The organism is Microlunatus flavus, from assembly GCF_900110855.1.
GTDB classification, from domain to species: domain Bacteria; phylum Actinomycetota; class Actinomycetes; order Propionibacteriales; family Propionibacteriaceae; genus Microlunatus; species Microlunatus flavus.
Window position 1 is genome coordinate 85,191 of sequence record NZ_FOFA01000006.1, and the last position, 22,721, is coordinate 107,911.

Annotated in this window: 21 protein-coding genes; 10 read left to right on the forward strand and 11 right to left on the reverse strand. The window is 74.0% G+C overall.

Annotated features, from left to right (window positions below; genetic code table 11):
* Window positions 1–6 precede the first annotated feature (6 nt).
* Entirely contained in the window at window positions 7–1,827 is a 1,821-nt protein-coding gene (locus BMY04_RS14310; RefSeq protein ID WP_198410176.1) for a thiamine pyrophosphate-requiring protein, read from the reverse strand.
* A gap of 200 nt (window positions 1,828–2,027) precedes the next feature.
* Entirely contained in the window at window positions 2,028–4,154 is a 2,127-nt protein-coding gene (locus BMY04_RS14315) for a DNA gyrase/topoisomerase IV subunit B (RefSeq protein ID WP_170854151.1), read from the reverse strand.
* A gap of 298 nt (window positions 4,155–4,452) precedes the next feature.
* Between BMY04_RS14315 and BMY04_RS14320 the strand changes: the two genes are divergently transcribed.
* The 6 genes from BMY04_RS14320 to BMY04_RS14345 all read left to right on the forward strand — a co-directional run bounded on the left by BMY04_RS14320 (window position 4,453) and on the right by BMY04_RS14345 (window position 10,443).
* Window positions 4,453–4,650: a DUF7455 domain-containing protein gene (locus BMY04_RS14320; RefSeq protein ID WP_091182060.1), complete on the forward strand. Its 198-nt coding sequence runs from the start codon at window positions 4,453–4,455 to the stop codon at window positions 4,648–4,650.
* A 146-nt stretch (window positions 4,651–4,796) separates the two neighbouring features.
* Window positions 4,797–6,581, forward strand: a complete 1,785-nt coding sequence (locus BMY04_RS14325) for a cellulase family glycosylhydrolase (RefSeq protein ID WP_198410177.1) — start codon at window positions 4,797–4,799, stop codon at window positions 6,579–6,581.
* A gap of 1 nt (window position 6,582) precedes the next feature.
* Window positions 6,583–7,332 (forward strand): YqjF family protein, encoded by a 750-nt coding sequence (locus BMY04_RS14330; RefSeq protein WP_091182064.1) that lies wholly within the window; start codon window positions 6,583–6,585, stop codon window positions 7,330–7,332.
* Between the two features lie 79 nt (window positions 7,333–7,411).
* Window positions 7,412–7,984: a hypothetical protein gene (locus tag BMY04_RS14335; protein WP_139209870.1), complete on the forward strand. Its 573-nt coding sequence runs from the start codon at window positions 7,412–7,414 to the stop codon at window positions 7,982–7,984.
* 157 nt (window positions 7,985–8,141) lie between these two features.
* Window positions 8,142–9,536: a D-arabinono-1,4-lactone oxidase gene (locus BMY04_RS14340; protein WP_091182070.1), complete on the forward strand. Its 1,395-nt coding sequence runs from the start codon at window positions 8,142–8,144 to the stop codon at window positions 9,534–9,536.
* Window positions 9,537–9,588: 52 nt separating this feature from the next.
* Window positions 9,589–10,443 carry a glycosyltransferase family 8 protein gene (locus BMY04_RS14345; protein ID WP_198410178.1) on the forward strand — a complete coding sequence of 285 codons (855 nt, stop codon included), beginning with the start codon at window positions 9,589–9,591 and terminating at the stop codon, window positions 10,441–10,443.
* A gap of 14 nt (window positions 10,444–10,457) precedes the next feature.
* Here BMY04_RS14345 and BMY04_RS14350 read toward each other — a convergent pair whose 3' ends face one another.
* Complete coding sequence (locus tag BMY04_RS14350) at window positions 10,458–10,946, reverse strand: universal stress protein (RefSeq protein ID WP_091182073.1); 489 nt, start codon at window positions 10,944–10,946, stop codon at window positions 10,458–10,460.
* Window positions 10,947–11,116: 170 nt separating this feature from the next.
* Here BMY04_RS14350 and BMY04_RS14355 point away from each other — a divergent pair, with 170 nt between their 5' ends.
* A complete protein-coding gene (locus tag BMY04_RS14355) occupies window positions 11,117–11,578 on the forward strand; it encodes a pyridoxamine 5'-phosphate oxidase family protein (RefSeq protein WP_091182076.1) in 462 nt (153 codons plus the stop codon).
* Window positions 11,579–11,696: 118 nt separating this feature from the next.
* Here BMY04_RS14355 and BMY04_RS14360 read toward each other — a convergent pair whose 3' ends face one another.
* Both BMY04_RS14360 and BMY04_RS14365 read right to left on the reverse strand, forming a co-directional pair.
* The gene (locus BMY04_RS14360; protein WP_091182080.1) at window positions 11,697–11,990 is read right to left on the reverse strand and encodes a hypothetical protein; all 294 of its coding nucleotides are present in this window, start codon (window positions 11,988–11,990) and stop codon (window positions 11,697–11,699) included.
* A gap of 53 nt (window positions 11,991–12,043) precedes the next feature.
* On the reverse strand, window positions 12,044–12,808 hold the full coding sequence (locus BMY04_RS14365; RefSeq protein ID WP_091182083.1) for a TetR/AcrR family transcriptional regulator: 765 nt from the start codon (window positions 12,806–12,808) through the stop codon (window positions 12,044–12,046).
* Between the two features lie 79 nt (window positions 12,809–12,887).
* Here BMY04_RS14365 and BMY04_RS14370 point away from each other — a divergent pair, with 79 nt between their 5' ends.
* Window positions 12,888–14,372, forward strand: a complete 1,485-nt coding sequence (locus BMY04_RS14370; protein WP_091182087.1) for an MFS transporter — start codon at window positions 12,888–12,890, stop codon at window positions 14,370–14,372.
* Window positions 14,373–14,384: 12 nt separating this feature from the next.
* Here the strand turns inward: BMY04_RS14370 and BMY04_RS14375 are convergent, their stop codons facing one another.
* Window positions 14,385–15,164, reverse strand: a complete 780-nt coding sequence (locus BMY04_RS14375; RefSeq protein ID WP_091182092.1) for an SDR family oxidoreductase — start codon at window positions 15,162–15,164, stop codon at window positions 14,385–14,387.
* Between the two features lie 146 nt (window positions 15,165–15,310).
* Between BMY04_RS14375 and BMY04_RS14380 the strand changes: the two genes are divergently transcribed.
* Window positions 15,311–15,745 carry a pyridoxamine 5'-phosphate oxidase family protein gene (locus BMY04_RS14380; protein WP_091182094.1) on the forward strand — a complete coding sequence of 145 codons (435 nt, stop codon included), beginning with the start codon at window positions 15,311–15,313 and terminating at the stop codon, window positions 15,743–15,745.
* 27 nt (window positions 15,746–15,772) lie between these two features.
* Here BMY04_RS14380 and BMY04_RS14385 read toward each other — a convergent pair whose 3' ends face one another.
* The 5 genes from BMY04_RS14385 to BMY04_RS14405 form a co-directional block, all read right to left on the reverse strand.
* The gene (locus tag BMY04_RS14385) at window positions 15,773–16,432 is read right to left on the reverse strand and encodes a response regulator (protein WP_170854152.1); all 660 of its coding nucleotides are present in this window, start codon (window positions 16,430–16,432) and stop codon (window positions 15,773–15,775) included.
* Window positions 16,429–18,063, reverse strand: a complete 1,635-nt coding sequence (locus tag BMY04_RS14390; protein ID WP_091182099.1) for a sensor histidine kinase — start codon at window positions 18,061–18,063, stop codon at window positions 16,429–16,431. The genes BMY04_RS14385 and BMY04_RS14390 overlap by 4 nt, the downstream gene beginning before the upstream one ends.
* A 674-nt stretch (window positions 18,064–18,737) precedes the next feature.
* Window positions 18,738–19,907, reverse strand: coding sequence for a fumarylacetoacetate hydrolase family protein (locus BMY04_RS14395; RefSeq protein ID WP_091182105.1), 1,170 nt, complete (start codon window positions 19,905–19,907; stop codon window positions 18,738–18,740).
* Between the two features lie 150 nt (window positions 19,908–20,057).
* Window positions 20,058–20,471: a DUF1304 domain-containing protein gene (locus tag BMY04_RS14400; RefSeq protein ID WP_232506407.1), complete on the reverse strand. Its 414-nt coding sequence runs from the start codon at window positions 20,469–20,471 to the stop codon at window positions 20,058–20,060.
* A gap of 42 nt (window positions 20,472–20,513) precedes the next feature.
* Window positions 20,514–22,190 carry a bifunctional 3'-5' exonuclease/DNA polymerase gene (locus tag BMY04_RS14405; RefSeq protein WP_198410179.1) on the reverse strand — a complete coding sequence of 559 codons (1,677 nt, stop codon included), beginning with the start codon at window positions 22,188–22,190 and terminating at the stop codon, window positions 20,514–20,516.
* Between the two features lie 44 nt (window positions 22,191–22,234).
* Here BMY04_RS14405 and BMY04_RS14410 point away from each other — a divergent pair, with 44 nt between their 5' ends.
* Entirely contained in the window at window positions 22,235–22,720 is a 486-nt protein-coding gene (locus BMY04_RS14410) for a VOC family protein (RefSeq protein ID WP_091182109.1), read from the forward strand.
* Window position 22,721 lies beyond the last annotated feature (1 nt).

The following is a 22,721-nucleotide window of genomic DNA, read 5'->3' on the forward strand; positions in this document are numbered from 1 at the left end:
CGCAGGTCAGTCGGAGGAACCGTGCCGGCCGAGGACGGCCTTGGCCTTGCTGACCACGCTCTCGCGCACCCCCTCGGCGACGATGCCGAAGAACGCCGGGTCGCCACTGAACTCCGCCTTGGCGGTCAGCAGCAGCTGGCTCGCGGTCAGGTGCGGCGGGATGAGCGGGACGTTCGCGTCGACGACGGCGTCGATGACGAAGGGCCGGTCGGCCGCGAAGGCCCGGTCGAGCACCTCGTCGACCTGGTCCGGGTGGTCGATGCGGGCGCCGTCGAGCCCGAGCAGGCGGGCCCAGTCGGCGTACGGCACGTCGGGCAGGGCGGCGATCTCGGGGTCGGGCGGCGCGCCGAGCGTTCCGCGGGTCTCCCACGAGACGTAGGACAGGTCGCGGTTGTTGAGCACCAGGACGACGAACGAGCGGTTGCCCCAGCGTTCCCAGTAGCGCTTGACGGTGATCAGCTCGTTGATGCCGTTCATCTGCATGGCGCCGTCGCCGATCATGGCCAGCAGCGGCCGGTCGGGGTTGGCCATCTTGGCCGCGATCGCGTACGGCATCCCGCCGCCCATCGACAGCAGCAGCCCGGCGAGGCTCCCCTTGTGCGTGGGCCCGAGGTCGAGGTCGCGGGCGTACCAGCTCGTGGCCGTGCCGCAGTCGACCGCCACGACGGCGTCACCCGGCAGGCGGCGGGAGATGCCGCGGACGACGGCCTCCGGGTTGACCGGGTCGGCCTTGGCCGCGGCCCGCTCGGCGGAGTAGTCGTCCCAGCGCCGCTTGTGCCTCGCGATCTCGTCGCGCCAGGCGTCGTCGTGCTGCTCGAGCAGCGGCAGCAGCGCGGCGAGGGTCGCGCCTGCGTCGCCGGTGAGGTTGACCTCGGTCGGGTAGCGCAGGCCCATGGCCGCGCCGTCGAGGTCGATCTGGACCGCCCGCGCCTGCCCGGGCTCCGGGTAGTACTCCGAGTAGGGCATCCGCGACCCGATGATCAGCAGGGTGTCGCAGTGGCGCATCAGGTGCCAGCTGGTGGTCGTGCCCAGCAGCCCGATGGCGCCGGTGACCCACGGCAGCCGGTCGTCCAGGACGGTCTTGCCGAGCAGCGCCTTGGCCGCGCCGGCGCCGAGCCGGTCGGCGACCTGGGCGACGATCTCGCTGTGCCCGAGCGCGCCGGCGCCGACGAGCAGGGCGACCTTGCGGCCGGAGTTCAGCACCTCGGCGGCGCGGGCGACGTCGGCCGCGACCGCGCCCGGCACCGGCGTGCTGGGGACGGTGCTCGTGTGGACGTAGCCGTGCGCGTCCGGCGGGTCGACGACGGCGTCGCGCTCCTGCACGTCGCTGGGCACGATCAGCACGACCGGGCGCCGCTCGGCCAGCGCCGTGCGGCAGGCCCGGTCGACCATGTGCTGCACCTGCGACGCGTCGGTGATCGTCTGCAGGTAGGCGCGGCCGACGTCCTTGTAGACGCTGGCCAGGTCGACCTCCTGGTAGTAGCCGGTGCCGATCGCGGTCGACGCGGTCTGGCCGAGGACGGCGACGACCGGTACACGGTCGAGCAGGGCGTCGTACACGCCGTTCAGCGCGTGGAGGGCGCCCGGCCCGCTGGTCACGACGCAGCAGCCGATCGGGTTGCCGCCGTACTTGACGTCCGCGGTCGCCGCGAAGGCCGCCGTCTCCTCGTGGCGCACCTGCACGAGGTCGATGTGGCCGGGGCCCTCGTCCTCGTGCCGCGGCGCGAGGGCGGCGAGCACGCCGCCGATCCCGTCCCCGGCGTAGCCGTAGACCCGACCCACGCCCCAGGCGTGCAGACGTTCGACGATGTGCTCGCTGACGTTCACCGGCTCAGCGTCGCACGCGCGCACCAGGCGCCCACCGTCGGAACCGCCTCCCCCGCAGCCCTCGCCCACGCCCCGCCCCACCCCATCCCCTCGCGAACCGCTGAGGAACGACGGCGAGGAGGCCGAGAACGCTGTCGTCCGTCAGCGGTTCGCCGCGGCGAGGGTGTCGCGAGAGTTCGCGGAAGGTCGGGGCCGGATTGCTAGACGTCGATCGCGGAGGCGTCGAGGGCGTACGCGCCGTCGATGATGAACGTCTTGCGGGGGGCGACGTCGTTGCCCATCAGCATCTCGAACGTCGTCTCGGCGATGAGGCCGTCGTCGACGGTCATCCGGCGCAGCGTGCGGTGGCGCGGGTCCATCGTCGTCTGCGCGAGCTGGTCGGCGTCCATCTCCCCCAGGCCCTTGTAGCGCTGGGGCTCCTTGAACCGCACCCCGCGCTTCGTGAGCTCCGCCGCGGTGCGCTGGTACTCCGCGTCGGTGTAGGTGTAGATGAACTTCTCCTGGCCCTTCTTGGGGTTCGTCAGCTCGAAGCGGTGCAGCGGCGGCACGGCGGTGAAGACGCGGCCGGCGTCGACGAGCGGACGCATGTAGCGGAAGAAGAGCGTGGCCAGCAGGCAGCGGATGTGCGCGCCGTCGGAGTCGGCGTCCGCCATGAAGATGATCTTGCCGTAGCGCGCGGCGTCGAGGTCGAAGGTGCGTCCCGACCCGGCGCCGACGACCTGGATGATCGAGGCGCACTCGACGTTCTTGAGCATGTCGCCCGTCGACGCCTTCTGCGTGTTGAGGATCTTGCCGCGGATCGGCAGCAGCGCCTGGAACTCCGAGCTGCGCGCCTCCTTGGCCGTGCCGAGCGCGGAGTTGCCCTCGACGATGAACAGCTCCGACCGGTCGCCGATGGCGCGGCAGTCCACGAGCTTGGTCGGCAGCGAGGACGACTCGAGCGCGTTCTTGCGGCGCTGGTTCTCGCGCTGCTGCCGGGCGGCGACGCGGGCGCGCGAGGCGCTGACGACCTTCTCCAGCACCGAGCGGGCCTGCTGCTTGCCGACCCCGCTCTTGCTCTCCAGGAACGTGCCGAGCTCGGTCTCCACGACCTTGGCGACGAGCCGGGACACGGCCGGGGTGCCCAGCACCTCCTTGGTCTGACCCTCGAACTGCGGCTCCGCGAGCCGGACCGTGACGACCGCGGTGAGGCCCTCGAGGACGTCGTCCTTGACGACCTCCTCCCCGGTCTTGAGCAGCCGGGTCGGCGCCAGCGCACCGGTCACCGCGCGCACCAGCGCGCGCTCGAAGCCGGCCACGTGGGTGCCGCCCTTGGGGGTGGCGATGATGTTGACGTACGAGCGGACCGTCGTGTCGTAGCCCGTGCCCCAGCGGACGGCGACGTCCACCTCGAGCTCGCGGTCGACGTCGGTCGGCTCCATGTGGCCGGCGTCGTCGAGCATCGGCACCGTCTCGGTGAACTGCCCGGTCCCCTGCAGGCGCAGCACGTCGGTCACGGCCGCGTCGGGCGCGAGGTACTCGCAGAACTCGCCGATGCCGCCCTCGTGCTTGAACACCTCGACGGCCGGACCGTCGGCCGCCGCGGCGCCGTCGCGTGCGTCGGTGACCGTGATGGCCAGGCCCGGCACCAGGAAGCTGGTCTGGCGGGCCCGGTTGTGCAGGTCCTCGATCGACAGGCCGGCCTCGGCCAGGAAGATCTGGCGGTCGGGCCAGTAGGTGACGCGCGTCCCCGTACGGCCCTTGGCGACCCGCCCGACCTTGGTCAGCGGACCGCCCGGGGTGAAGGGCGCGGTCGGGCCGGCCCCGTCGAACGTCCCCGGCACCCCGCGGCGGAAGGACATCGCCCAGGTGGCGCCGTCGCGGTCGACCTCGACGTCGAGGCGCGCCGACAGCGCGTTGACCACCGACGAGCCGACGCCGTGCAGGCCGCCCGTCGCGTTGTAGGAGCCCGCCCCGAACTTGCCGCCCGCGTGCAGCTTGGTGAACACGACCTCGACGCCCGAGAGCCCGGTGCGGGGCTCCTTGTCCACGGGGATGCCGCGGCCCTGGTCGGTCACCGTGATGCCGCCGTCGTCGCGCAGGGTCACCTCGATCGCCCGCCCGAAGCCGCCGAGCGCCTCGTCGACGGAGTTGTCGATGATCTCCCACAGGCAGTGCATGAGGCCGCGGGTGTCGGTCGAGCCGATGTACATCGCCGGGCGCTTGCGCACCGCCTCGAGCCCCTCGAGGACCAGCAGGTGGCGGGCCTCGTAGTCGCGGCTCTCCAGCTCCGGCCCGGCGTTGCGGGCGGCGCCCCGACGGGTGCTCGCCACGGGGGTCGCTGTCACGAGCGCGAGGCTACCTGCCGCGGGCCCTTGGCCCGGGCACGTACGGTGAACGCTCCGGTGGGTGTCGCCTCCCCCGGTCGAGGTATCGACCAGGGGTGTGGATCCCTCCGGAAGTGGTAACAGAACAGCCTGCGAAACCGTTACACAGAAGACACGGCCCCGAGACCGCGAACCGGAAGAATTTGGGCCTGGTTGGATGTTGACTGACACGTAGGACGCGGAAGAAGTCGTCGAGGAAAGTCGGCCGGCAGGCACCGTGAGCACACCGAGAGCACGACCCAAGGAAGCGAGGCCGACCGTGAGCACATCCGTCATCGAAGGCGCCGCGCTCAACGCTGCCGATCGTTGTGATCGCTGCGGAGCCCAGGCGTACGTCCGCGTCACCCTGAGCAGCGGGTTCGACCTCCTCTTCTGCGCGCACCACAGCAAGGAGCACGCCGACAAGCTCAAGCAGGTCGCGCTCGAGATCCACGACGAGTCGGAGCGGATCCACTAGGACCGCCACCCAGGCTGACGTCCACGGCCCCTCGCTCCGCACCGGAGCGAGGGGCCGTGTCGTCTTCCTCTGGTTCTGACGACCTCCAGGTAATTTTCTGCTCAACCACCCAGCGGCGGTGTGAATCCGTCCCTAGCGTTCTCGTCGTGCTTCGATCGACGTGGCGGTCCGTGCGGACCGGCGGACCCGCCCTGCTCCTGCTGCCCCTGCTCCTGGTGACCCTGATGGCGACCTCTGTGCTGCCGGCGACCGCCGCGGCCCCGACCGGCTGGCTCCACACCAAGGGTTCCCGGATCCTCGACTCCACCGGCAAGGACCACGTGATCCGGGCCACGAGCTGGTTCGGCATGGAGACCTCCGGCTGCGCCCCCCACGGGCTGTGGCAGATCAGCCTCGACCAGGGCCTGGCGCAGATCGCGTCGATGGGCTTCAACACCATCCGGCTCCCGTTCTCCAACGAGTGCCTCGCCGCCGGCAGCCCGACCGGCATCGACTTCGCCAAGAACCCGGCGCTCGCCGGCAAGAAGCCGATCGAGATCATGGACGCCGTCGTCACCCGCGCCAAGCTGTACGGCCTGTCGGTCATCCTCGACCGGCACCGCCCGGACTCGGCCGCGCAGTCGGCCCTCTGGTACACGCCCACCTGGTCCGAGGCCCGCTGGATCAGCGACTGGACCATGCTCGCCCAGCGCTACGCGAAGAACCCCACCGTCATCGGCGTAGACCTGCACAACGAGCCCCGCGGCGACGCCTGCTGGGGCTGCGGCGACGCCAAGCGCGACTGGGCCGCCGCCGCGACCCGTGCCGGCAACGCCGTCCTGAAGGTCAACCCCAAGCTCCTCGTCGTCGTCGAGGGCGTCGAGAAGCAGAAGGCCGGCCCCGTCACCTGGTGGGGCGGCGGCCTGGCCGACGCCAAGAAGCGCCCGATCACGCTGAGCGTCAAGAACCAGCTCGTCTACTCCACCCACGACTACCCGGCGTCGGTGTTCAACCAGACGTGGTTCCGGGCGACGGACTACCCCAGGAACCTGCCCGCCGTCTGGCGCGCCAGCTGGGGCTACCTGCAGGAGTCGGGCACCGCCCCGGTGCTGCTCGGCGAGTTCGGCACCAAGCTCCAGACGACCTCCGACCGGCAGTGGCTGACCGCGCTCGTCGACTACGTGCGCAAGAACCAGATGAGCTTCGCCTACTGGTCGTTCAACCCCAACAGCGGCGACACCGGCGGCCTCGTCGCCGACGACTGGACCACGCCGCAGACCGACAAGCTCGCGTCCCTGCGCCCCATCCTCGGCACGCCGCGCACGGTGACCCCGGTCCCCTACCCGGGCCCGACGCCGACCCCGACGCCGACCGGCTCGCCGACCGCCAGCCCCACCGCGACGCCTACCACCACGCCGACCACCACGCCGACCACCACGCCGACCACCAGCCCGACCACCAGCCCGACCACCAGCCCGACCACCAGCCCGACCACCGCGCCGACGGCCAGCCCGACCGCGACGCCCAGCGAGACACCCGGCACGACCGGGACGCCCACGTCCGCCCCCACCGGCGGCCCGAGCCCCAGCACCTCCACGAGCCCCACCACCGCGCCCAGCCCGAGCAGCACCTCGACCACGGTCCCCACGGGCTCCGGCTCGACGACCAGCGTCACCTGGCTGCGCCAGAGCGCGTGGCAGGGTGGGTACGTGGTCGGCCTGACGGTGAGCAGCACGCAGGCCCGTACGGGCTGGACGGTCCGGTGGTCCGACCCGTCGGCCACCGCCGTCAGCAACGCCTGGGGCATGCGCTGCTCGGTGGCGTCGGGGACCGTGACGTGCACCGGCGCCGACTACGGCGTCCCGCTCAAGGCGGGCCAGCCCGTCTCGGCCGGTCTGCAGGTCGTCACCGCCGCCGCGGCCCCGGCCACCCCGCGGCTGACCGTCTCCTGACGTGCCGGCCGGACCCGTCCCCGTCTCCCCCGACGCCCCGCCGCTGCGCGGGCCCGGGCTGCTCGACCAGGTGTGGCGCGACCTGTCGTTCCTCCACTGGCGCGTGGACCCGACCCGCGTGGCGCCTCTGCTCCCGCCCGGGGTGGCGCCCGACACGTACGACGGCACCTCCTGGGTCGGGCTCATCCCCTTCCGGCTGACCGACGCGCGTTTCGGCAGCGGGCCGGTGCTGCCCTACGTCGGGTCGTTCGCCGAGACGAACGTCCGGCTCTACGGCGTCGACGCCACCGGCCGGCGCGGCGTGGTCTTCGCCTCGCTCGAGGCGCAGCGCCTGGCCTTCGTCCTCGGCGCCCGCGCGGCGCTCAACATCCCCTACACGTGGGCACGGATGCGGGCCGGGCAGGAGGGCGACCGCTACACCTACGCCAGCCGGCGTCGCTGGCCCGGGCCGCGCGGCGTCGGCGGGCGCGTCGAGGTCGAGGTGCTGCCCGACGAGGTCCACGGGGACCCCCTGGCCGACTTCCTCACCGCGCGCTGGGGGCTCTTCACCCGCCACCTCGGCGGCACCTGGTACCTGCCGAACGAGCACGCCCGCTGGCCGCTGCGCCGCCTGCGGCTGCTGCACCTCGAGGACACGCTCGTCGCGGCCGCCGGCCTGCGCGGCGTGACGGACCGCGCACCCGACTCGGCGCTGTTCTCCGCCGGGGTGCGGACCCGGTTCGGCGGCCCGCAGCGCGTGCCCGTCGACTGATCAGGACCATCACCCGCGCACCGGTGGCGGGTCTTCGGTTCAGGCCCCGCGCAGCGTCCCGGTCTGCGATCCTGGCGCGGTGCCCGATGGCGAGGTGGCGGACGGCGGGCCGCTCGCGGTGCGGCTGGCGCCGGTCCCGCTCCGGCCGTGGGCCGCGGCGCTCGTCCCCCTCCTGCTCCTCACGGCCGCGGGCCTGGTCACGCGGAACGTGGTGCTGTCCATCGTCGGGCTCGTCGGTCTGGTCGCCGGCCTCGGGATCCAGCTCGGCTTCAGCTGGTCGCGCAACCGCCGAGGCCCGGTCATGGTCCTCGACCAGGAGGGTCTGCTGGTCCGGGGGCACCCGCGCGTCGCCTGGTCCGACGTCGACAAGGTGGTGGTGAGCCCCATCCACGTCGGGGGAAGTCGGGCGCTGAGCCTGCTGACCACGCTGCAGTACGGCGACGTCGTGGCCTTCGTCCCGAAGGCCGGGGTGGCGATGCCGCCACCGCCCGGCGGGCTGACCCGCGAGCTGAACGGCTGGGAGAAGACCCGGCAGAGCCGCTACGGGACGAACCTGACGGTCGTCGCCAGCCTCTTCGACGTCTCACCTCGGCAGCTGGCGCGGGCGGCCCACCGCCTGGGCGCCGTCCCCGTCGAGGGCGCCGACGCCTAGCAGCGCCGGGCCGGACGGATGCACCTCGTCCCGTCGGAAGTCTCACACCGTCTGAGACGAATCAGAAGGGGTAAGCGCGCGCGGGCGCGAGGCACAGTGGTGGATGACAGGCGTGGTCCCCCGACCGCCGCTGCGACGAAAGAGCAGGAGCACGCCCATGAGCACCACCGACCTCACCGCGCCGCCCGGCGCCGACTACCCGCGCCAGGAGCTCGGCGCGGACGGCGACCGCGTCCGCAACTGGGCCCGCAACGCCACCCTCGCCCGGACCCGCTCCGTCAGCGCCCCGGAGGACGAGGACGCGCTGCGCCGTCTCCTCGCGACCACGACCGGGCCGGTGCGCATGATCGGCAGCCGCATGTCGCCGGGCCGGATGCTCGCCGCCGGCGGGGACGCCGGCACACTGCTCGACCTCGGCCGCCTCACCGGGCTGGTCGCGCTGGACGCGGCCACCGCCACCTTCGCCGGTGCCACGACGCTGGGCGAGGTGTACGCGACGCTCGCCCGGGAGGGCCGTACGCTCGCCGCCGCCCCCGGCGTGATCTCGGAGCAGACGCTGGCCGGGGCGCTGTCCACCGGCACCCACGGCCAGGGCCTGCGGCAGAGCTGCATCGCCGACGCGGCCACGCGGATCCGGATGGTGCTCGCCGACGGCTCGACCAGCGAGCTGCGCCGCGGCGACGCGTGGTTCGGCGCGGCCAAGGTCGGCCTGGGCGTGCTCGGCGTCATCACCGAGGTCACGCTGCGCACGGTCCCGTCCCTGCTCTACACCTGCCGCAAGGACGCGCTCGACGCCTCCGGCCTGGCCGACGACCTCGTCGCCTGGAACACCGACCACCTGATGACGAAGGCCTGGTGGTTCCCCGACGAGCGGCAGGTGCACGTCTGGCGCGCCGACGAGGCGAGCGCCGCCGAGGCCGAGCGCTACCACGCCGGGGGCGACCAGCTGCTCGAGCAGGCGACGACCAGCGACGCGCTGAACGACGCCGTCGAGGCCGCGCTGCACCACATGCGCGGCGACACCCGCATCCTCGACGCCGACGGCAAGCCCTTCCAGACCGTCAACCGGTTCAAGGACTTCTCCGACGTGACCGGCGACGTCTACCAGGTCTTCACCCGCGGCATCGCGACACCGCAGATCAACGTCGAGATCGGGGTCCCGCTGGACCGCGCCGGCGAGGTCGTCCGGGCGATCGAGGCGTGGCACGCCGCGACCCGCCCGCACATGCACTACCCGGTCATCCTGCGCTGCACGGGCGGCTCGGACTCGTGGCTGAGCCCGGCGTACGGCACGCCGACCTGCTACTTCGGCTTCGTCGTCTACTACGCCGAGGACGGCACCCTCGCCCCCGACGGCGTCGCGTTCCTGCGCGAGGTCGAGCGGCTGCTGGCCGTGCACGGCGGGCGCCCGCACTGGGGCAAGTACTACGACGAGTCGCTCTACGACTGGCCGACGCTCTACCCGCGGTGGGCCTCGTTCCAGGGCGTGCGCGAGGCGCTCGACCCGGGCCACCGCTTCGACAACGCCTTCACCGCGGCGCTGCTCGCGTGAGCGCCCCGACCGCGACCCGCGCGACCCGCACCCCACGACGAGGAGACCGGCGATGACCCGTCCGACGAGCATGGCCTGGGCGGCGCTGCTGACCCAGCAGACCTACCTGACCGGCGTACGGGTCCTGCGCGCCTCGCTCGCGCGGGCCGGCAGCCCGTACCCCTTCGTCGTGGTCGTCACCCCGACCATCACCGCCGAGGACCGGGCGCTGCTCGAGGCCGACGGCTGCCTGGTGCGCGAGGTCCAGCCGATCCGGCCGCCGGCGGGGCTGCAGGACCACTACGCCAACGCCCGCTTCGCCGAGGTGTGGACCAAGCTGGCGGTCTGGTCGCTGACCGAGTTCGACCGGCTCGTCGTCCTCGACGCCGACATGCTCGCCGTGCAGAACATGGACGAGCTCTTCGACCTCGAGCTCGCCCCCGGCCAGGTGGCGGCCTGCCACGCGTGCCGCTGCAACCCGAACAAGATCGCGACCTACCCGGCCAGCTGGACGCCCCAGCACTGCGCCTACACCCACGTCGAGGCCGGGGAACCCTCGGTCGCCGAGGCAGACCCGTACGTCAACGGCGGCACGCTCGTCCTCCAGCCGGACCGCGCCGTCTACGAGGAGCTGCTGCGCGAGCTCGCCGCCGTGCAGGACCTGGGGCGCTACGTCTTCGCGGAGCAGGACTTCCTCAACGAGCACTTCCGCGGCCGGTGGGTGGTGCTGCCCTACGTCTACAACGCGCTCAAGACGCTGCCGTTCCAGCACCCGCGGCTGTGGGACCCGGCCGCGGTGAAGAACCTGCACTTCATCATCGACAAGCCGTGGGAGGTCGCGCTCGACCCGGCCAGCCGCTACCACGCGATGGAGCTGCTCTGGTGGGACGTCGCGACGGACCTGGCGCTGGAGCCGGTCGCCGGCTGAGGCCCGGCGACAGCTCAGCGCCCGGCGGCGAGCGGCCGCCCGCGGCCGGGGTGGCGCCGCTGCGAGGACCCGCACGGCACCGCGACCAGCGGGCACTCGACGTGGTTGAGGCAGTAGTGCCCGGTCGAGCCGTTGAGCAGCCGCATCACCCCGGTGTGCTCGCAGGCGCCGAGCACGAGCATCCGCGCGTCGCGGGAGGCGTCGACGAGGACGTGCCCGGCGTGGCCCTCCGCGAAGGTCAGCGTCCAGCCGGGCTCGGGGTCGACCTCGGCGAACACCTCCTGGCTGGGCACCCGGTAGCAGGACTCGAGGTCGGCCGCGTCGGGCAGGACCTGGTCGGCGCCGACCGAGTAGCCGTAGAGGTCGTTGGCCCGCGGCCACTCGAGCACGTGGATCCCGTGCAGGGCGCAGCCCGTGCTGCGCGCCTGGGCCGCGGCCCACGCGAGGGCTGCCCGGGCCTGCCGGGAGTCGTCCACGCCGACGACGATCGTGCCCTGCTCCATCGGAACCCTCCTCGCCCGGCGCGCGGGCGCACCGTCTCCGACCCCAGCGTCGCGTCGGCGGAGGGGGTCCGGGCAGGGCCGCTCGGGCACGGACGGCAGGACCTTGGTCCCGTCCTCGGGTCCCCAACGCCCCTGGCCAGGCCCTCCTCCGGGGCGGCACGCTGACGGGCATGCAGATCCCCCGATCGCACCCACCGACCACCCGCGCCCACGAGCACCCCGCGCACGGAGAGCACCTCAGCCGGGAGGAGTGCTGGAGCCACCTGCGTCGCCACCACCAGGGCCGGCTCGGCTACGAGTCCGGGCGCGGCCCGCGGCACGTCGTGCTCCCGTACGCGGTGTGGGACGACCGGGTGGTCGTCCGGGTCCCGGCGTACTCGGAGGCGGCCCAGCACGCCGCCGACCGCGTGGTCACCTTCGACGTCGTCGAACCGCTCGCGCCCGGCACGGCCGGCCGCGTCGAGGTGCACGGCCACGCGCGGCTCTCTGCGCCGGAGGGTGCGGTGCTCGGCGCCCTGCCCGACGAGCACTGGCCGGCCGACCTGCCGAGCCGGCTGGTCTGGCTCCAGGTCGAGGACCTGCACGGCGAGGCCGAGCCCGTGGGGCACCCGGGGGTCCCGGCGACCTGCTGACCGTCCCGGTCCGACCCGGGTACGCGTCGAACCCGCCGAGCGGTAGGTTGCCGCGCCGACACGCCGTGCCGAGGGAGCGGCAACCTACCGCTCGGCCGGGTGCTGCGAGCAGCGTCGCTCAGGCCGACCAGGCCCGGTAGCCCTCGTCGGTCATCGCCGTCACCCGCTCCAGGCTGCCGACGGCCGGCGTACGGGCACCCGCCTCGGCGAGCTCGGCCCGAGCCGCGTCGAGCGCGCCCTCGTAGCCGTCCGCGTCGACCTCGAAGGCGACCATCAGGACGTGCGGGTCGTCCGGGCTGATCCAGACGCACACGGACGCGTCGGCGGGGCGGAAGGCGCCCGCGAACGCGCCCTCGACGTCCTGCGTCAGCTCCGTCGCGCTGCGCCACTCCGCGTAGACCACGAGCTCCATGCCCCCAGCCAACCAGCCGGACGCGCGTGGTTCCAGCGTGTTCGCACGCGGCGTCAGGCCGGCGTCGACGACCCTGGCGCCGCGCTCCCGCCGGCCTGCAGGCGGAGCCCGGCCAGCAGCAGGTCGAGGCCGGAGCGGAAGACGTCGAGGTCGTCGTGCGTGGCGAACTCCTCCGCGACGTGGTGCGCGAACGGGTACTCCCGCCCGTCGAGCGCACGCCAGCGGTCGGCGTACATCGCCAGGAACTCCGCGGGCTCCATCCCGCTCTCCAGGAACTCCTTCGGAGGTGGTTCCGCGAGGTCGACGGCGACCCCGACGACGTAGCTGACGATCGACGACACCGCGTGGAAGCGCTGCCGCGGCGTCAGGTGCTCCAGCTTCATGAGCTGCTGGCCGAGCCGGTCGAACATCAGCATCGAGTTCGGCTGCAGCCCGTTGTTCCGCAGCATGAACTGCCCGAACCACGGTCGGCGCACGAACTCGTCGAACAGCGCGAGCGCGAGCGCCCGGACGTTCGCGATGGGGTCCGGCCCTCGGGTGAGCGGCTCGGAGGCGGCGAGGACCCGGCCCATCACCTCCTCGGTCACCCGCTCGAGCAGCTCGTCGCGGCTGGAGACGTACCAGTAGATGCTCGCCACCCCGCCGCCAAGCCGCGCGGCGAGGGCCCGGAACGTCAGGGCGGGCTCCCCCGACTCGTCGAGGATCGCGATCGCCTCGCCGAGCACGGTGTCGAGCGAGTGCGAGGCCCGCTGGCGACCGCGGCCCCGGGCCTCGGCCGCACCCGGGCGGCGGGTCGTCGTGGGGCGATCTACAGACATGGCTTGCATCCTACCGAACACCGTTCTATGGTCTAGAACGTCGTTCGATAGTCGTACGGCGTTCGATAGGAAGGTCGCCATGAGCACCACCGTCGCCCCGCCTGCCCCGGCCCCCACGTACGCGTCCCTGCGCGCGGCCGCCGTCCCGCTCGCCGCCCTCTGCCTGGCCTTCTTCGTCGAGATGGTCGACAACACGCTGCTCTCCATCGCGCTGCCGACGATCGGCCGGTCGTTCGGCAGCGGGACGACGGCGCTGCAGTGGGTGACGGGCGCCTACTCGCTCACCTTCGGCGGGCTGCTGCTGACCGCCGGGTCGGCCGCCGACCGGTTCGGTCGCCGGCGCGTCCTGCTGACCGGCCTCGCCGCGTTCGGCCTGATCAGCCTGGCCGTCGTCCTCGTCACCGGCATCGGGCAGCTCATCGCGCTGCGCGCGGCCCTCGGGATCGCGGCCGCCGCGATGGCGCCCGTCACGATGTCGCTGATCTTCCGGCTCTTCGACGACGACAAGCTCCGGATGCGCTCGATCACCGTCGTGATGATCGTCGGCATGTCCGGCTTCGTCCTCGGTCCGCTCCTGGGCGGGACGGTCCTCTCCCACCTCAGCTGGCAGTGGCTGCTCGTCGTGAACGCGCCCATCGCCCTGATCGCCTGGATCGGCGTCCGGATCGGCGTCCCGGCCGACCGGCGCGCCGACCTCACGTCCGAGCGCCTCGACCTGCCCGGCACCGCGCTCACCATCGCCGCGATCGGCCTCGGCTGCTACACCCTCACCAGCGGCGTCGAGCACGGCTGGCTGGCGCCGGTGACCCTGGCCTGCGCGGTCGGCACGGTGGCCGCCGTCGTCGGCTTCGTCCTGCGCGAACGTCGCGCGGCCTCGCCGATGATCGACCTGACGATCTTCCGCACCGGACCCGCCCGCGGCGCCGCGATCACGCAGCTCGGCGCCTCGGTCACGATGGCCAGCGTCCTGTTCGGGCTGATCCTGCACTTCCAGTACGCGTACGGCTGGAGCCCGATGCGCGCCGGCCTCGCCAACCTGCCCCTGATCCTCACGATGGTCGCGGCGACCCCGGTCGCCGAGCAGCTCGCCGCCCGCCTCGGCCACCGCTGGGCCTGCCTCGTCGGCACCGGGCTCCTGGTGGCGTCGCTGCTCGGCATGGCCTGGTCGGTCGAGCACGGCTACCTCGCCATCGCCGTCTGCATGGTCGTGCTGACGACCGGGCTGCGGACGATCATGACCATCTGCGCCGTCGCCCTCGTCGAGGCGATGCCCGAGAACCGCACCTCGATCGGTGCTGCGCTCAACGACACCTCCCAGGAGATCGGGACGAGCCTGGGCACGGCGGTCGTCGGCACCCTGATCGCCGCTCTCGTCACGAGCACGCTCCCGGCGGGCGCGTGGAGCTCCGACCTCGTGCACGCCTACTTCGCGGGCGAGCGGATCACCTACCTGGTCGTGGCCGGCGTGGTCGGCGTGATCGCGACCTTCGGCTCGCTGTCGCTGACCGACTCGCACGCTACCGACGAGCACGCGCCCGCCGAGGCCGAGCCGGTCACCGTCTGAGCGACGCCGGGCTCAGGCACCCAGGGTCGACCAGCCGCCGTCCGACGCGACGACCTGGCCCGTGACCCAGGCGGCCTCGTCGCTCACCAGCCAGCCGACGAGGCGAGCCGTGTCCTCGGGGGTGCTGGCCCGACCTCCGGGGTTGCGACCAGCCACCCACGCCCAGGCCGCCTCGTCGGAGTACCCGGTGTCGTTGGGTCCGGGGTTGACGCAGTTGACCGTGATCCCCCGCCCGGCCAGGTGGGCGGCCAGCGTCGGCGTCAGCTCCCGCAGGGCCGCCTTCGAGGCGATGTACGGCAGCTCCTGCGGCATCACGCCGTGGTACTGCCCGGACGTGAAGAGCACCACCCGACCGCCCGAGCCCGCGTCGAACTGGCCGGCGAAGGAGCGGACGAGCAGCAGGGTCGCCCGCGTGTTGACCGCGTGGGTCAGATCGACCTCGGCCGCGGTGAGCTCCTCCAGCGACTGGCGGACGCTGCGGGCGTGGTTGGCGACGACCACGTCGAGCCGTCCGAAGGCGTCGCGGGCAGCGGCGACCAGCCGGGCGGGCGCCTCGTGGTCGGCGAGGTCGGCGCTGACCTGCACGACGTCGCCGCCCGCCGCGCGCAGCTCCTCGGCGAGGAGCGCGGCCCCGCCCGGGTCCGCCCGCTCGCCGTCGGCCGGCTCCCACCCGTGCAGCACGACGGCCGCCCCGTCGGCCACGAGCCGGCGAGCGAGCGCGGCTCCGATCGCGGTCCGGCGGCTCGCGCCGGTCACCAGCGCGACGCGGCCGGCGAGCGGAAGAGTCGGCACGCACGAACCCTAGGCAACGACCTGCGGGCGGTGCGTCCGACCTCGGGCGGCCCGCCGACGGCAGGATCGGGACCTTCGACCGTGGTCCTGCGCGTCGGCGGGCGTCAGGCTCGGAGGGACCGTCTCCCCGCCCCGAAGGACACGCCATGACGACGCAGCACGCCGAGACCGACCTCGCCATCCGCACGCTCTCGCGCGAGTCCTGCCTGGAGCTGCTCGCGGCCGAGGCCGTCGGGCGGGTCGGGTTCGTGGGGCGGGAAGGGGTCGAGATCCTGCCGGTGGCGTACCGGCTCGGGCAGGGGCCCCGTATCTTCGTGAGCACCCGCACCTGGGGCGTGGTCGGCCAGCTCGCGGAGTGCGGCGGTGCGTGCACGTTCGAGGTCGACCACCACGGCGCGACCTCGCGGGACGGCTGGAGCGTGCTCATGCACGGCACCCTCGGACGCCTCGACCGGGCCGGTCAGGTCGCGTACGCCGCCCTCGACCGTTCGCTCGAGGCGTGGCCCGGCTACCGCGACGCGCGGCCGGTGCAGTTCCTGCCCCGGTCCTTCAGCGGCCGGTCGGTGATGCGCCCCTCCTGAGGCCGGCGCCTCCCGGGCCAGGCCGAGTCACACCGGGGTGGGCCGGTCCCGGCGGATCTCGGCGGCGAGCACCGCGGCCTGGGTGCGGCGCTGCAGGTTGAGCTTGGCCAGCAGGCTGGAGACGTAGTTCTTGACGGTCTTCTCGGCGAGGAACAGCCGCTGGCCGATCTCGCGGTTGGACAGGCCGTCGGCGATGAGGTCGAGGATCTCGCGCTCGCGCTCGGTCAGGCCGCTCACCCGGCTGTCGGGCTGAGGCGGCTGCCGCAGCCGTTCCAGCAGCTTGCCGGTCACCGACGGGTCGAGCAGCGACTGACCGGCGGCCACGGCCCGGATGGCCTCGGTGAGCGAGGAGCTGCGGACCTGCTTGAGCAGGTAGCCCGACGCGCCCGCCATGACGGCCGCGAAGAGCGCCTCGTCGTCGTCGTAGGAGGTGAGGATCAGGCAGCGGACCTCCGGGTCGCGGGAGCGGATCTCGCGGCACACGTCGATCCCGCTGCCGTCGGGGAGGCGGGCGTCGAGGACGGCGACGTCGGGACGGCACGCCGGGATGCGGGCCAACGCCTGGGCCACGGTGGCCGCCTCGCCGACGACCTCGATGTCGGGCACGCTGCCGAGCAGGTCGGCGAACCCGCGCCGCACGATCTCGTGGTCGTCGAGCAGGAACAGCCGCACGACGTCCCTCGTCACAGCGGCACCGACCAGCGCAGCTCGGCCCCGCCGCCCGGCAGGCCGACGAGGGTGCAGCCACCGCCGTGGCGCCGGGCGCGCTCCTCCAGGTTCCGCAGGCCGCTGCGCCGGGCGTCCGGTCCCAGACCTCGCCCGTCGTCGGCGACGACCACCGCCAGCGCTCCCGCGCCGGCCGTGACCGAGACCCGGACGTGGCGGGCTCCGGCGTGGCGGACGACGTTGGTGAGGGCCTCCCGCGCGACCGCCGCCACGTCGTCGACGAGGTCGGGGTCGGCGACGGTGTCCACCGGCCCCTCGAACGTGACGTCCGGCTCCGTGCCCAGCACCGGCGCGACCTCCTGCGCCGCCTCGATCACGACCGAACGCACGCTCCGCGCCGCCCCCGACGTCTGCAGCCGGAAAATCAGCGTGCGGATCTGCTGGATCGCCAGGTCCAGGTCGTCGACGACCGGCCCCAGGCGTGCGGCCGTGGCCGGTTCCGACGACCCGGCGACGCCCTCGAGGGTCAGGCCCGAGGCGAAGAGCCGCTGGATGACGTGGTCGTGCAGGTCGCGGGCGATGCGCTCGCGGTCCTCCAGGACGGCCAGCCGCTGCTGGTCGGCCCGCGCGGCGGCGAGCTCGAGGGCGATCGCGGCCTGGGCCGCGAAGGACTCGCTCAGCTCGAGGTCGGTCTCGTCGAACGGTGCCCGGCCGCGCTCGCGGGCCACGACGAGGACGCCGTGCGACCCGAGCGAGCCGTGCAGCGGCAGCGCCAGCGCCGCCCCGACGTCGAGCACGCGCTGCACGTGCACGGTGAAGCGCGGCTGCTCCTCCAGCCGCGCCACGCGGACCCCCCGACCGGTCGACAGCGCGAGACCGGCGATGGTCGCCTTGGCGTCGTACTCGAGGTCCTCCAGCTCGGGGGCACGCCGTCCCCGGGCCAGCAGCACCCGGAACGTCGCGTGCCCGGTCGGGACGACGACCGAGACCACGTCCGCCGAGGTCAGCCGCAGGACGGTGTCGGCGATCAGGCCGACCGGCTCGCCGCCCAGCCCGGGGTCGAGCAGCGACGAGCTGACCTCGGCGGCCGCCTCTGCCCACCGCTCGCGCCGGCGCGCGGTCTCGTAGAGCCGGGCGTTCTCGATGGCGATCCCCGCCGTCGCGGCGAGCGCCAGCAGCGTGGTCTCGTCGTCGTCGGTGAAGGCGCCGCCCGCGGCGCGCTCGGTCAGGTAGAGGTTGCCGTAGACCTCGCCGCGCACCTCGATGGGCACGCCCAGGAACGACTCCATCGCGGGGTGGCCCGGCGGCGTACCGGTGCTGAGCGGGTGCTCCGACATCCGCTCGAGGCGCAGCGGCCTCGGGTCGGCGACCAGGACGCCGAGCAGCCCCTCGCCCCTCGGCAGGTCGCCGACCGCGCAGACGTGCTGGCCGTCGAACCCGTCGTGGATGAACTGCTCGAGCGACCCGTCGGCGGCCAGCACCCCGAGGGCCGCGTACCGGGCCCCGACCAGCTCGCGCGCCGCGACGACGATGCGGCGCAGGACCGCCTCCGGCGACAGCTCGGCCAGGATGGCCCGGTTGGCCTCCATCAGCAGCTCGAGCGTCCGCTGGGTCTGGGCGATCCGGTTGGCCCGGTCCACGAGCTCGCTCACGAGCCGTCCGGTGCCGAGGCCCGCAGGCCGCCGCCCACCCTCCACATCCCGACAGATAGCACGAGACGACGCACACCACCAGTCCGAATTCGTGGGGCCGGGGACATGGGTGGAGGGCGGCCTTCCGGCCACCCTCCACCCGGGTTGCAGCAGCGCAGTGCTGGCGACCCCCCGGGCGCCCCCCAGCTCCCTCTCGCCTGCGATCGCTGCCGCGATAGGCCAAGACAACTCCGCTCGGGGCAGCGGCGGAAGGGACCTAAGTCCCCAGCCGCGCGCCCCGGAGGGCGGTCGGGTCGGAGGTCCTCGGACGACGGGACCGAGGTCCTGCTGGCCGGCTCCCGTCCGGCACGGGGCCCGCCCAGGTCAAACCGGCGCGGGAGAGAACCGTCATGGCTACCGACGCCCGGGTCGGGCAGACGGGAGCGGCGGCGGCCCCGGCGGCGCACGACGCAGCCGGGCCGGGCCAGGACCGCCGGCGGGCGTCACGAGCGCCGAGGGGGGACGGCGACCCGTGCGCCGACGCGAGCCCGCTCCCGCCTGCTGCGTCGAGGGTGCGCCTCGATCCGGGGGTCGGCCAGGGTCGGAAGTCCTGTCCCTGCAGGGTTCTTCGCGTTCCGGTGCCGCCCGGAGCAGGGTCTGCGGTGCCGCGCAGCGGGCGTACGCGGCCCGGCGGCTCAGCCCAGCAGTCCCCGCCCGGCGAGGTTGCGGACCAGCGCCCGTACGCCGGTCGTCCACGGCGGCGCCTGCTCCGAGGACGTCACGGTGTTGACCAGCGTGCCCAGGGCCGGGGTCGAGATGGCGACCCGGTCGCCCTCCTTGTGCGTGAAGCCCAGGCCCGGGGTGTCGCGGTCGTCGACGGGCGCGAACATCGTGCCGGTGAAGAGCGCGAAGCCGTCGGGGTACTGGTGGTGGCGCCCGTGCGCGTGCTGCACCAGCTCCAGCGGGTCACGGCTCATCTCGCTCATCGAGCTGACCGCCTCGAGCACGTAGCCGTCGGTCCCCTCGATGCGCAGCGTGACGTCGAGCCCGCGGACGTCGTCGAGCGAGAAGCCCTCGTCGAAGAGCCGGACGAAGGGACCGATCGCGCAGGAGCCGTTGTTGTCCTTGGCCTCGGTCAGGAGCAGCGCGCTGCGGCCCTCGAAGTCGCGCAGGTTGACGTCGTTGCCGAGGGTCGCGCCCACGACCTCGCCGGCGCTGGTGACGGCCAGGACCACCTCGGGCTCCGGGTTGTTCCACGTCGAGCGCGCCAGCACGCCGATCTGGGCGCCGGTGCCGACCGCCGACAGCACCGGGGCCTTGGTGAAGATCTCCGGGTCGGGCCCGATGCCCACCTCGAGGTACTGCGACCAGAGGCCCTCGCCCGTGAGGACCTCCTTGAGCCGGGCCGCCTCGTCCGAACCGGGACGCACCGACCGGATCGCCCCGCCGACGACGTCGGAGATGCGCTCGCGGATCTCGGCCGCCCGCGACGAGTCGCCCTTGGCGTTCTCCTCGATGACCCGCTCGAGCATGCTCTTGGCGAAGGTGACGCCCGCCGCCTTGAGGACCTGCAGGTCGAACGGCGCCAGCAGCCGCGGCTGCCCGTCCGCCCCCGCGAGCGTCGCCTCCAGCACCGCGTCGAGCGGCCAGGTGCGACCCGTCGCGGTGCGAGCCAGGCGCACGCGGTCGGGGTCGTCGAGCAGGTCGGCCACCGTGGCCGCGCTCGCGGTGAGGTCGACGAGGTCGTCGCCGCGCACCGCGACCACGCAGGGACCCACCTGCGGGTCCAGGAGGCGCCCGACGAGCAACGCCTCGGCCCGGTCGGTGGGCAGCACCGCCTGCAGCTGGTCGGCTGGCACGCTCATGGGGTCTCGGTCTCCTCGTCTGGGTGCGGGGCGACGGCGCGTGGTCGCGCCGGCCGTCAGCCATCATCGGCCAGCCCCGTCGGCGTGGCGGGGGCGGGGCCGAGGGACCGTCGGGTGGTGGCCCTACGTCGCGTGCCGTCCGGGTGCGCCTCAGGCGAGCGCGGCGACGAGCAGCGCGAGGAGGGCGAGCAGCGGGAGGGTGCCCTGCAGGGTCGCCGCCCGCGCCTTGGTCCGGTCGGCCAGCACCAGGACGAGCGCGGCCGCGAGCATCGACCCGGTACCGGCAACGACGAGGGCGGGACCGGCCGAGGAACCGTCGATCCGGGTGCCGCCGGCGAGCACGAGGGCCACGCCGACGACGGTGACGACGGCGAGGAAGAGGTTGTAGAAGCCCTGGTTGAACGCCAGCGCCCTGGTGTGCTCGGCCTGCGCGTCGCTGGTGACGCCGAAGGTCGCCCGCACCCGCGGGGTCGTCCAGAGCAGCGCCTCCATCACGAAGACGTACACGTGCAGCAGGGCCACCAGCACGGCGGCGACGAGGGCGACGACCAGGGCTGCGGTCACGGCCCGACCCTAGGGCCTCGGGCCGGGCCGGGCACCTGCGCCTCAGCCCGCCTCGGAGTAGCGCTGCACGACCTGCACGTCCAGGGCGAACTCGACCGGGAAGGTGCCGAACAGCAAGCGGCCCGCCCGGCGCGCCGAGAGGCGTACGGCGTCGACCACCGCAGCGGCCAGACCGACCGGCGCCTCGACCATCACCTCGTCGTGGAGGAAGTAGACGAGCCGGGCGTCCTCCGCACCCGTCCCGCCGCCGCCACCGAGCGCGGCGAGCTCGCGCCGCAGGTCGGCCAGCCAGCACAGGGCCCACTCCGCGGCCGTTCCCTGGACGACGAAGTTGCGGGTGAACCGGCCCCACTCGCGCGCCTGCGTCCGGGCCGTACGCCGCTCGTCGGGGTCGGCCTCGGGCTGCGCGGACCAGCGCTGCGCGTCCTGCCAGGCCTCCGACGGCGCGGGCGAGCTGCGCCCGAGCCAGGTGGTGACGACCTCACCCGCCTCGCCCGCCCGCGCCGCCGCCTCGACGTAGCCGGTCGCGGCCGGGTAGCTGCGCTGCAGACGCGGCAGCAGCCGGCCCGACTCCCCCGACGTGGCCCCGTAGAGCGCGCCGAGCATCGCCACCTTGGCGTGCGCCCGGGTGTCGACGACCTTGTCGTCGACGAGCGCCTGGTAGAGGTCGCCGCGCCGCGAGGCCGCCGCCATCGCCTCGTCGCGGGCCATCGCCGCCAGCACCCGCGGCTCGAGCTGCGCCGCGTCCGCGACGACGAGGACCCGTCCCGGCCCGGCGACGACCGCGCCGCGGACCTGCTTGGGCAGCTGCAGGGCGCCTCCGCCGCGCGCCGCCCAGCGTCCGGTGACGACGCCGCTGGGCACGTAGCCCGGCCGGAAGCGGCCCCCGGACACCCAGGCCGACAACCAGGCCCAGCCGTTGGCGCCGTGCAGGCGGGCGAGCTTCTTGTACTCCAGCAGCGGGGCCACGGCCGGGTGGTCGCTGCGGGACAGCTCCCACTGGCGGGTGCTCTCGACGTCGACGCCGGCGCTGCGCAGCGCCCGGAGCAGGTCGGGCGCGGAGTCGGGGTTGAGCGCGGGGGCGTCCAGCGCCGTACGCACCTGCTCGGCGAGCTCCTCCATCACCGGCGGCCGCTGGCCGGGCAGCGGGCGGGGGCCGAGCAGGTCGGTGAGGAGCCGGTCGTGCTCGGCGGCGTCGAAGGGCAGGCCCACGTGGGTCAGCTCGGCGGCGGCGAGGGTGCCGGCCGACTCGGCGGCGAGCAGGAGCCGCAGCCGGGCCGGGTGCGCCGACGCCTCCACGGCCTCCTGCTGGGCCCGGTGCTCGGCGAGCACGTCGCTCAGCTCGAGCGGCACCTCGGCGTCGACGACGTCGAGCAGCGTGGGCGCGACATCCTCCGCCGCGGCCTCGCGGGGAGCCCACCGCTCGTCCCCCGCCGAGGGGAGCGGACCGGCCGCGTACGTCGAGCGCGTCAGGATCGCGTGGCCACGACGCAGGTCGTGACAGCGCCCGACGCGCACCCCGGCGCTCAGCAGGCGCGGGTAGACGTCGTCGGTGGCCGCCCACACCCAGCGCGGCCCCTGCCGCTCCAGCCGGGCCACGTGCCGCGCCAGGTCCGCCGCGTCGAGCCGCTGCACGCGGACCGTCCGCCCGTCGTCGTCGAGCTCGGCCACCTCCACGCCGCCGGAACGTTCCCCGCTGGGGGCGAGGGCGACGTCCACGCGACGACCCTAGGCCGCTCCGGGCACGGTGAGACGATGGCCGCGTGAGCGACCCCGGACGCCCGGCCCTGGCCGGCGTGCACCACCTCAAGCTGGCCGTCTCCGACCTCGCCGCGAGCCTGGAGTTCTACGAGCGGGCGCTCGGCGCGGTGCGCATCCCCGCGGCGGACCACCGTCGCACCGCCGACGGGAGCCTGTACGCCGTCCTGTGCCAGGTCGAAGGCCTCGGTCCGCTGCTGGAGCTCCGGCTGGACCCGGCGCGGGCCCGGGCGCACCGGGGCTTCGACCCGGTCACGGTCGCCGTGCCGGACCGGGCGGCGCTGGAGGCCTGGACGGCCTACCTCGACGCCCACGACGTCCCGCACTCCGGGGTGGTCACGGCCATCCGGTCCTGGCTCGTCGCCTTCGACGACCCGGACGGCAACCGGATGCGCCTCTACAGCCTCGAGGAGCACGGGCCCGAGCTGGCGCCCGACGAGACCAACCCGTGGGTGGCCGGCCAGGACCCGGCGGAGCAGCCCCGACCCTGAC

Excerpts from the sequence above, each read along its gene's own strand:
- BMY04_RS14340 (WP_091182070.1), top strand. The coding sequence starts at position 8,142 with ATGAGCACCACCGACCTCACCGCGCCGCCCGGCGCCGACTACCCGCGC.
- BMY04_RS14345 (WP_198410178.1), top strand. The coding sequence starts at position 9,589 with ATGACCCGTCCGACGAGCATGGCCTGGGCGGCGCTGCTGACCCAGCAG.
- BMY04_RS14350 (WP_091182073.1), bottom strand. The coding sequence starts at position 10,946 with ATGGAGCAGGGCACGATCGTCGTCGGCGTGGACGACTCCCGGCAGGCC.
- BMY04_RS14355 (WP_091182076.1), top strand. The coding sequence starts at position 11,117 with ATGCAGATCCCCCGATCGCACCCACCGACCACCCGCGCCCACGAGCAC.
- BMY04_RS14360 (WP_091182080.1), bottom strand. The coding sequence starts at position 11,990 with ATGGAGCTCGTGGTCTACGCGGAGTGGCGCAGCGCGACGGAGCTGACG.
- BMY04_RS14365 (WP_091182083.1), bottom strand. The coding sequence starts at position 12,808 with ATGTCTGTAGATCGCCCCACGACGACCCGCCGCCCGGGTGCGGCCGAG.
- BMY04_RS14370 (WP_091182087.1), top strand. The coding sequence starts at position 12,888 with ATGAGCACCACCGTCGCCCCGCCTGCCCCGGCCCCCACGTACGCGTCC.
- BMY04_RS14380 (WP_091182094.1), top strand. The coding sequence starts at position 15,311 with ATGACGACGCAGCACGCCGAGACCGACCTCGCCATCCGCACGCTCTCG.
- BMY04_RS14395 (WP_091182105.1), bottom strand. The coding sequence starts at position 19,907 with ATGAGCGTGCCAGCCGACCAGCTGCAGGCGGTGCTGCCCACCGACCGG.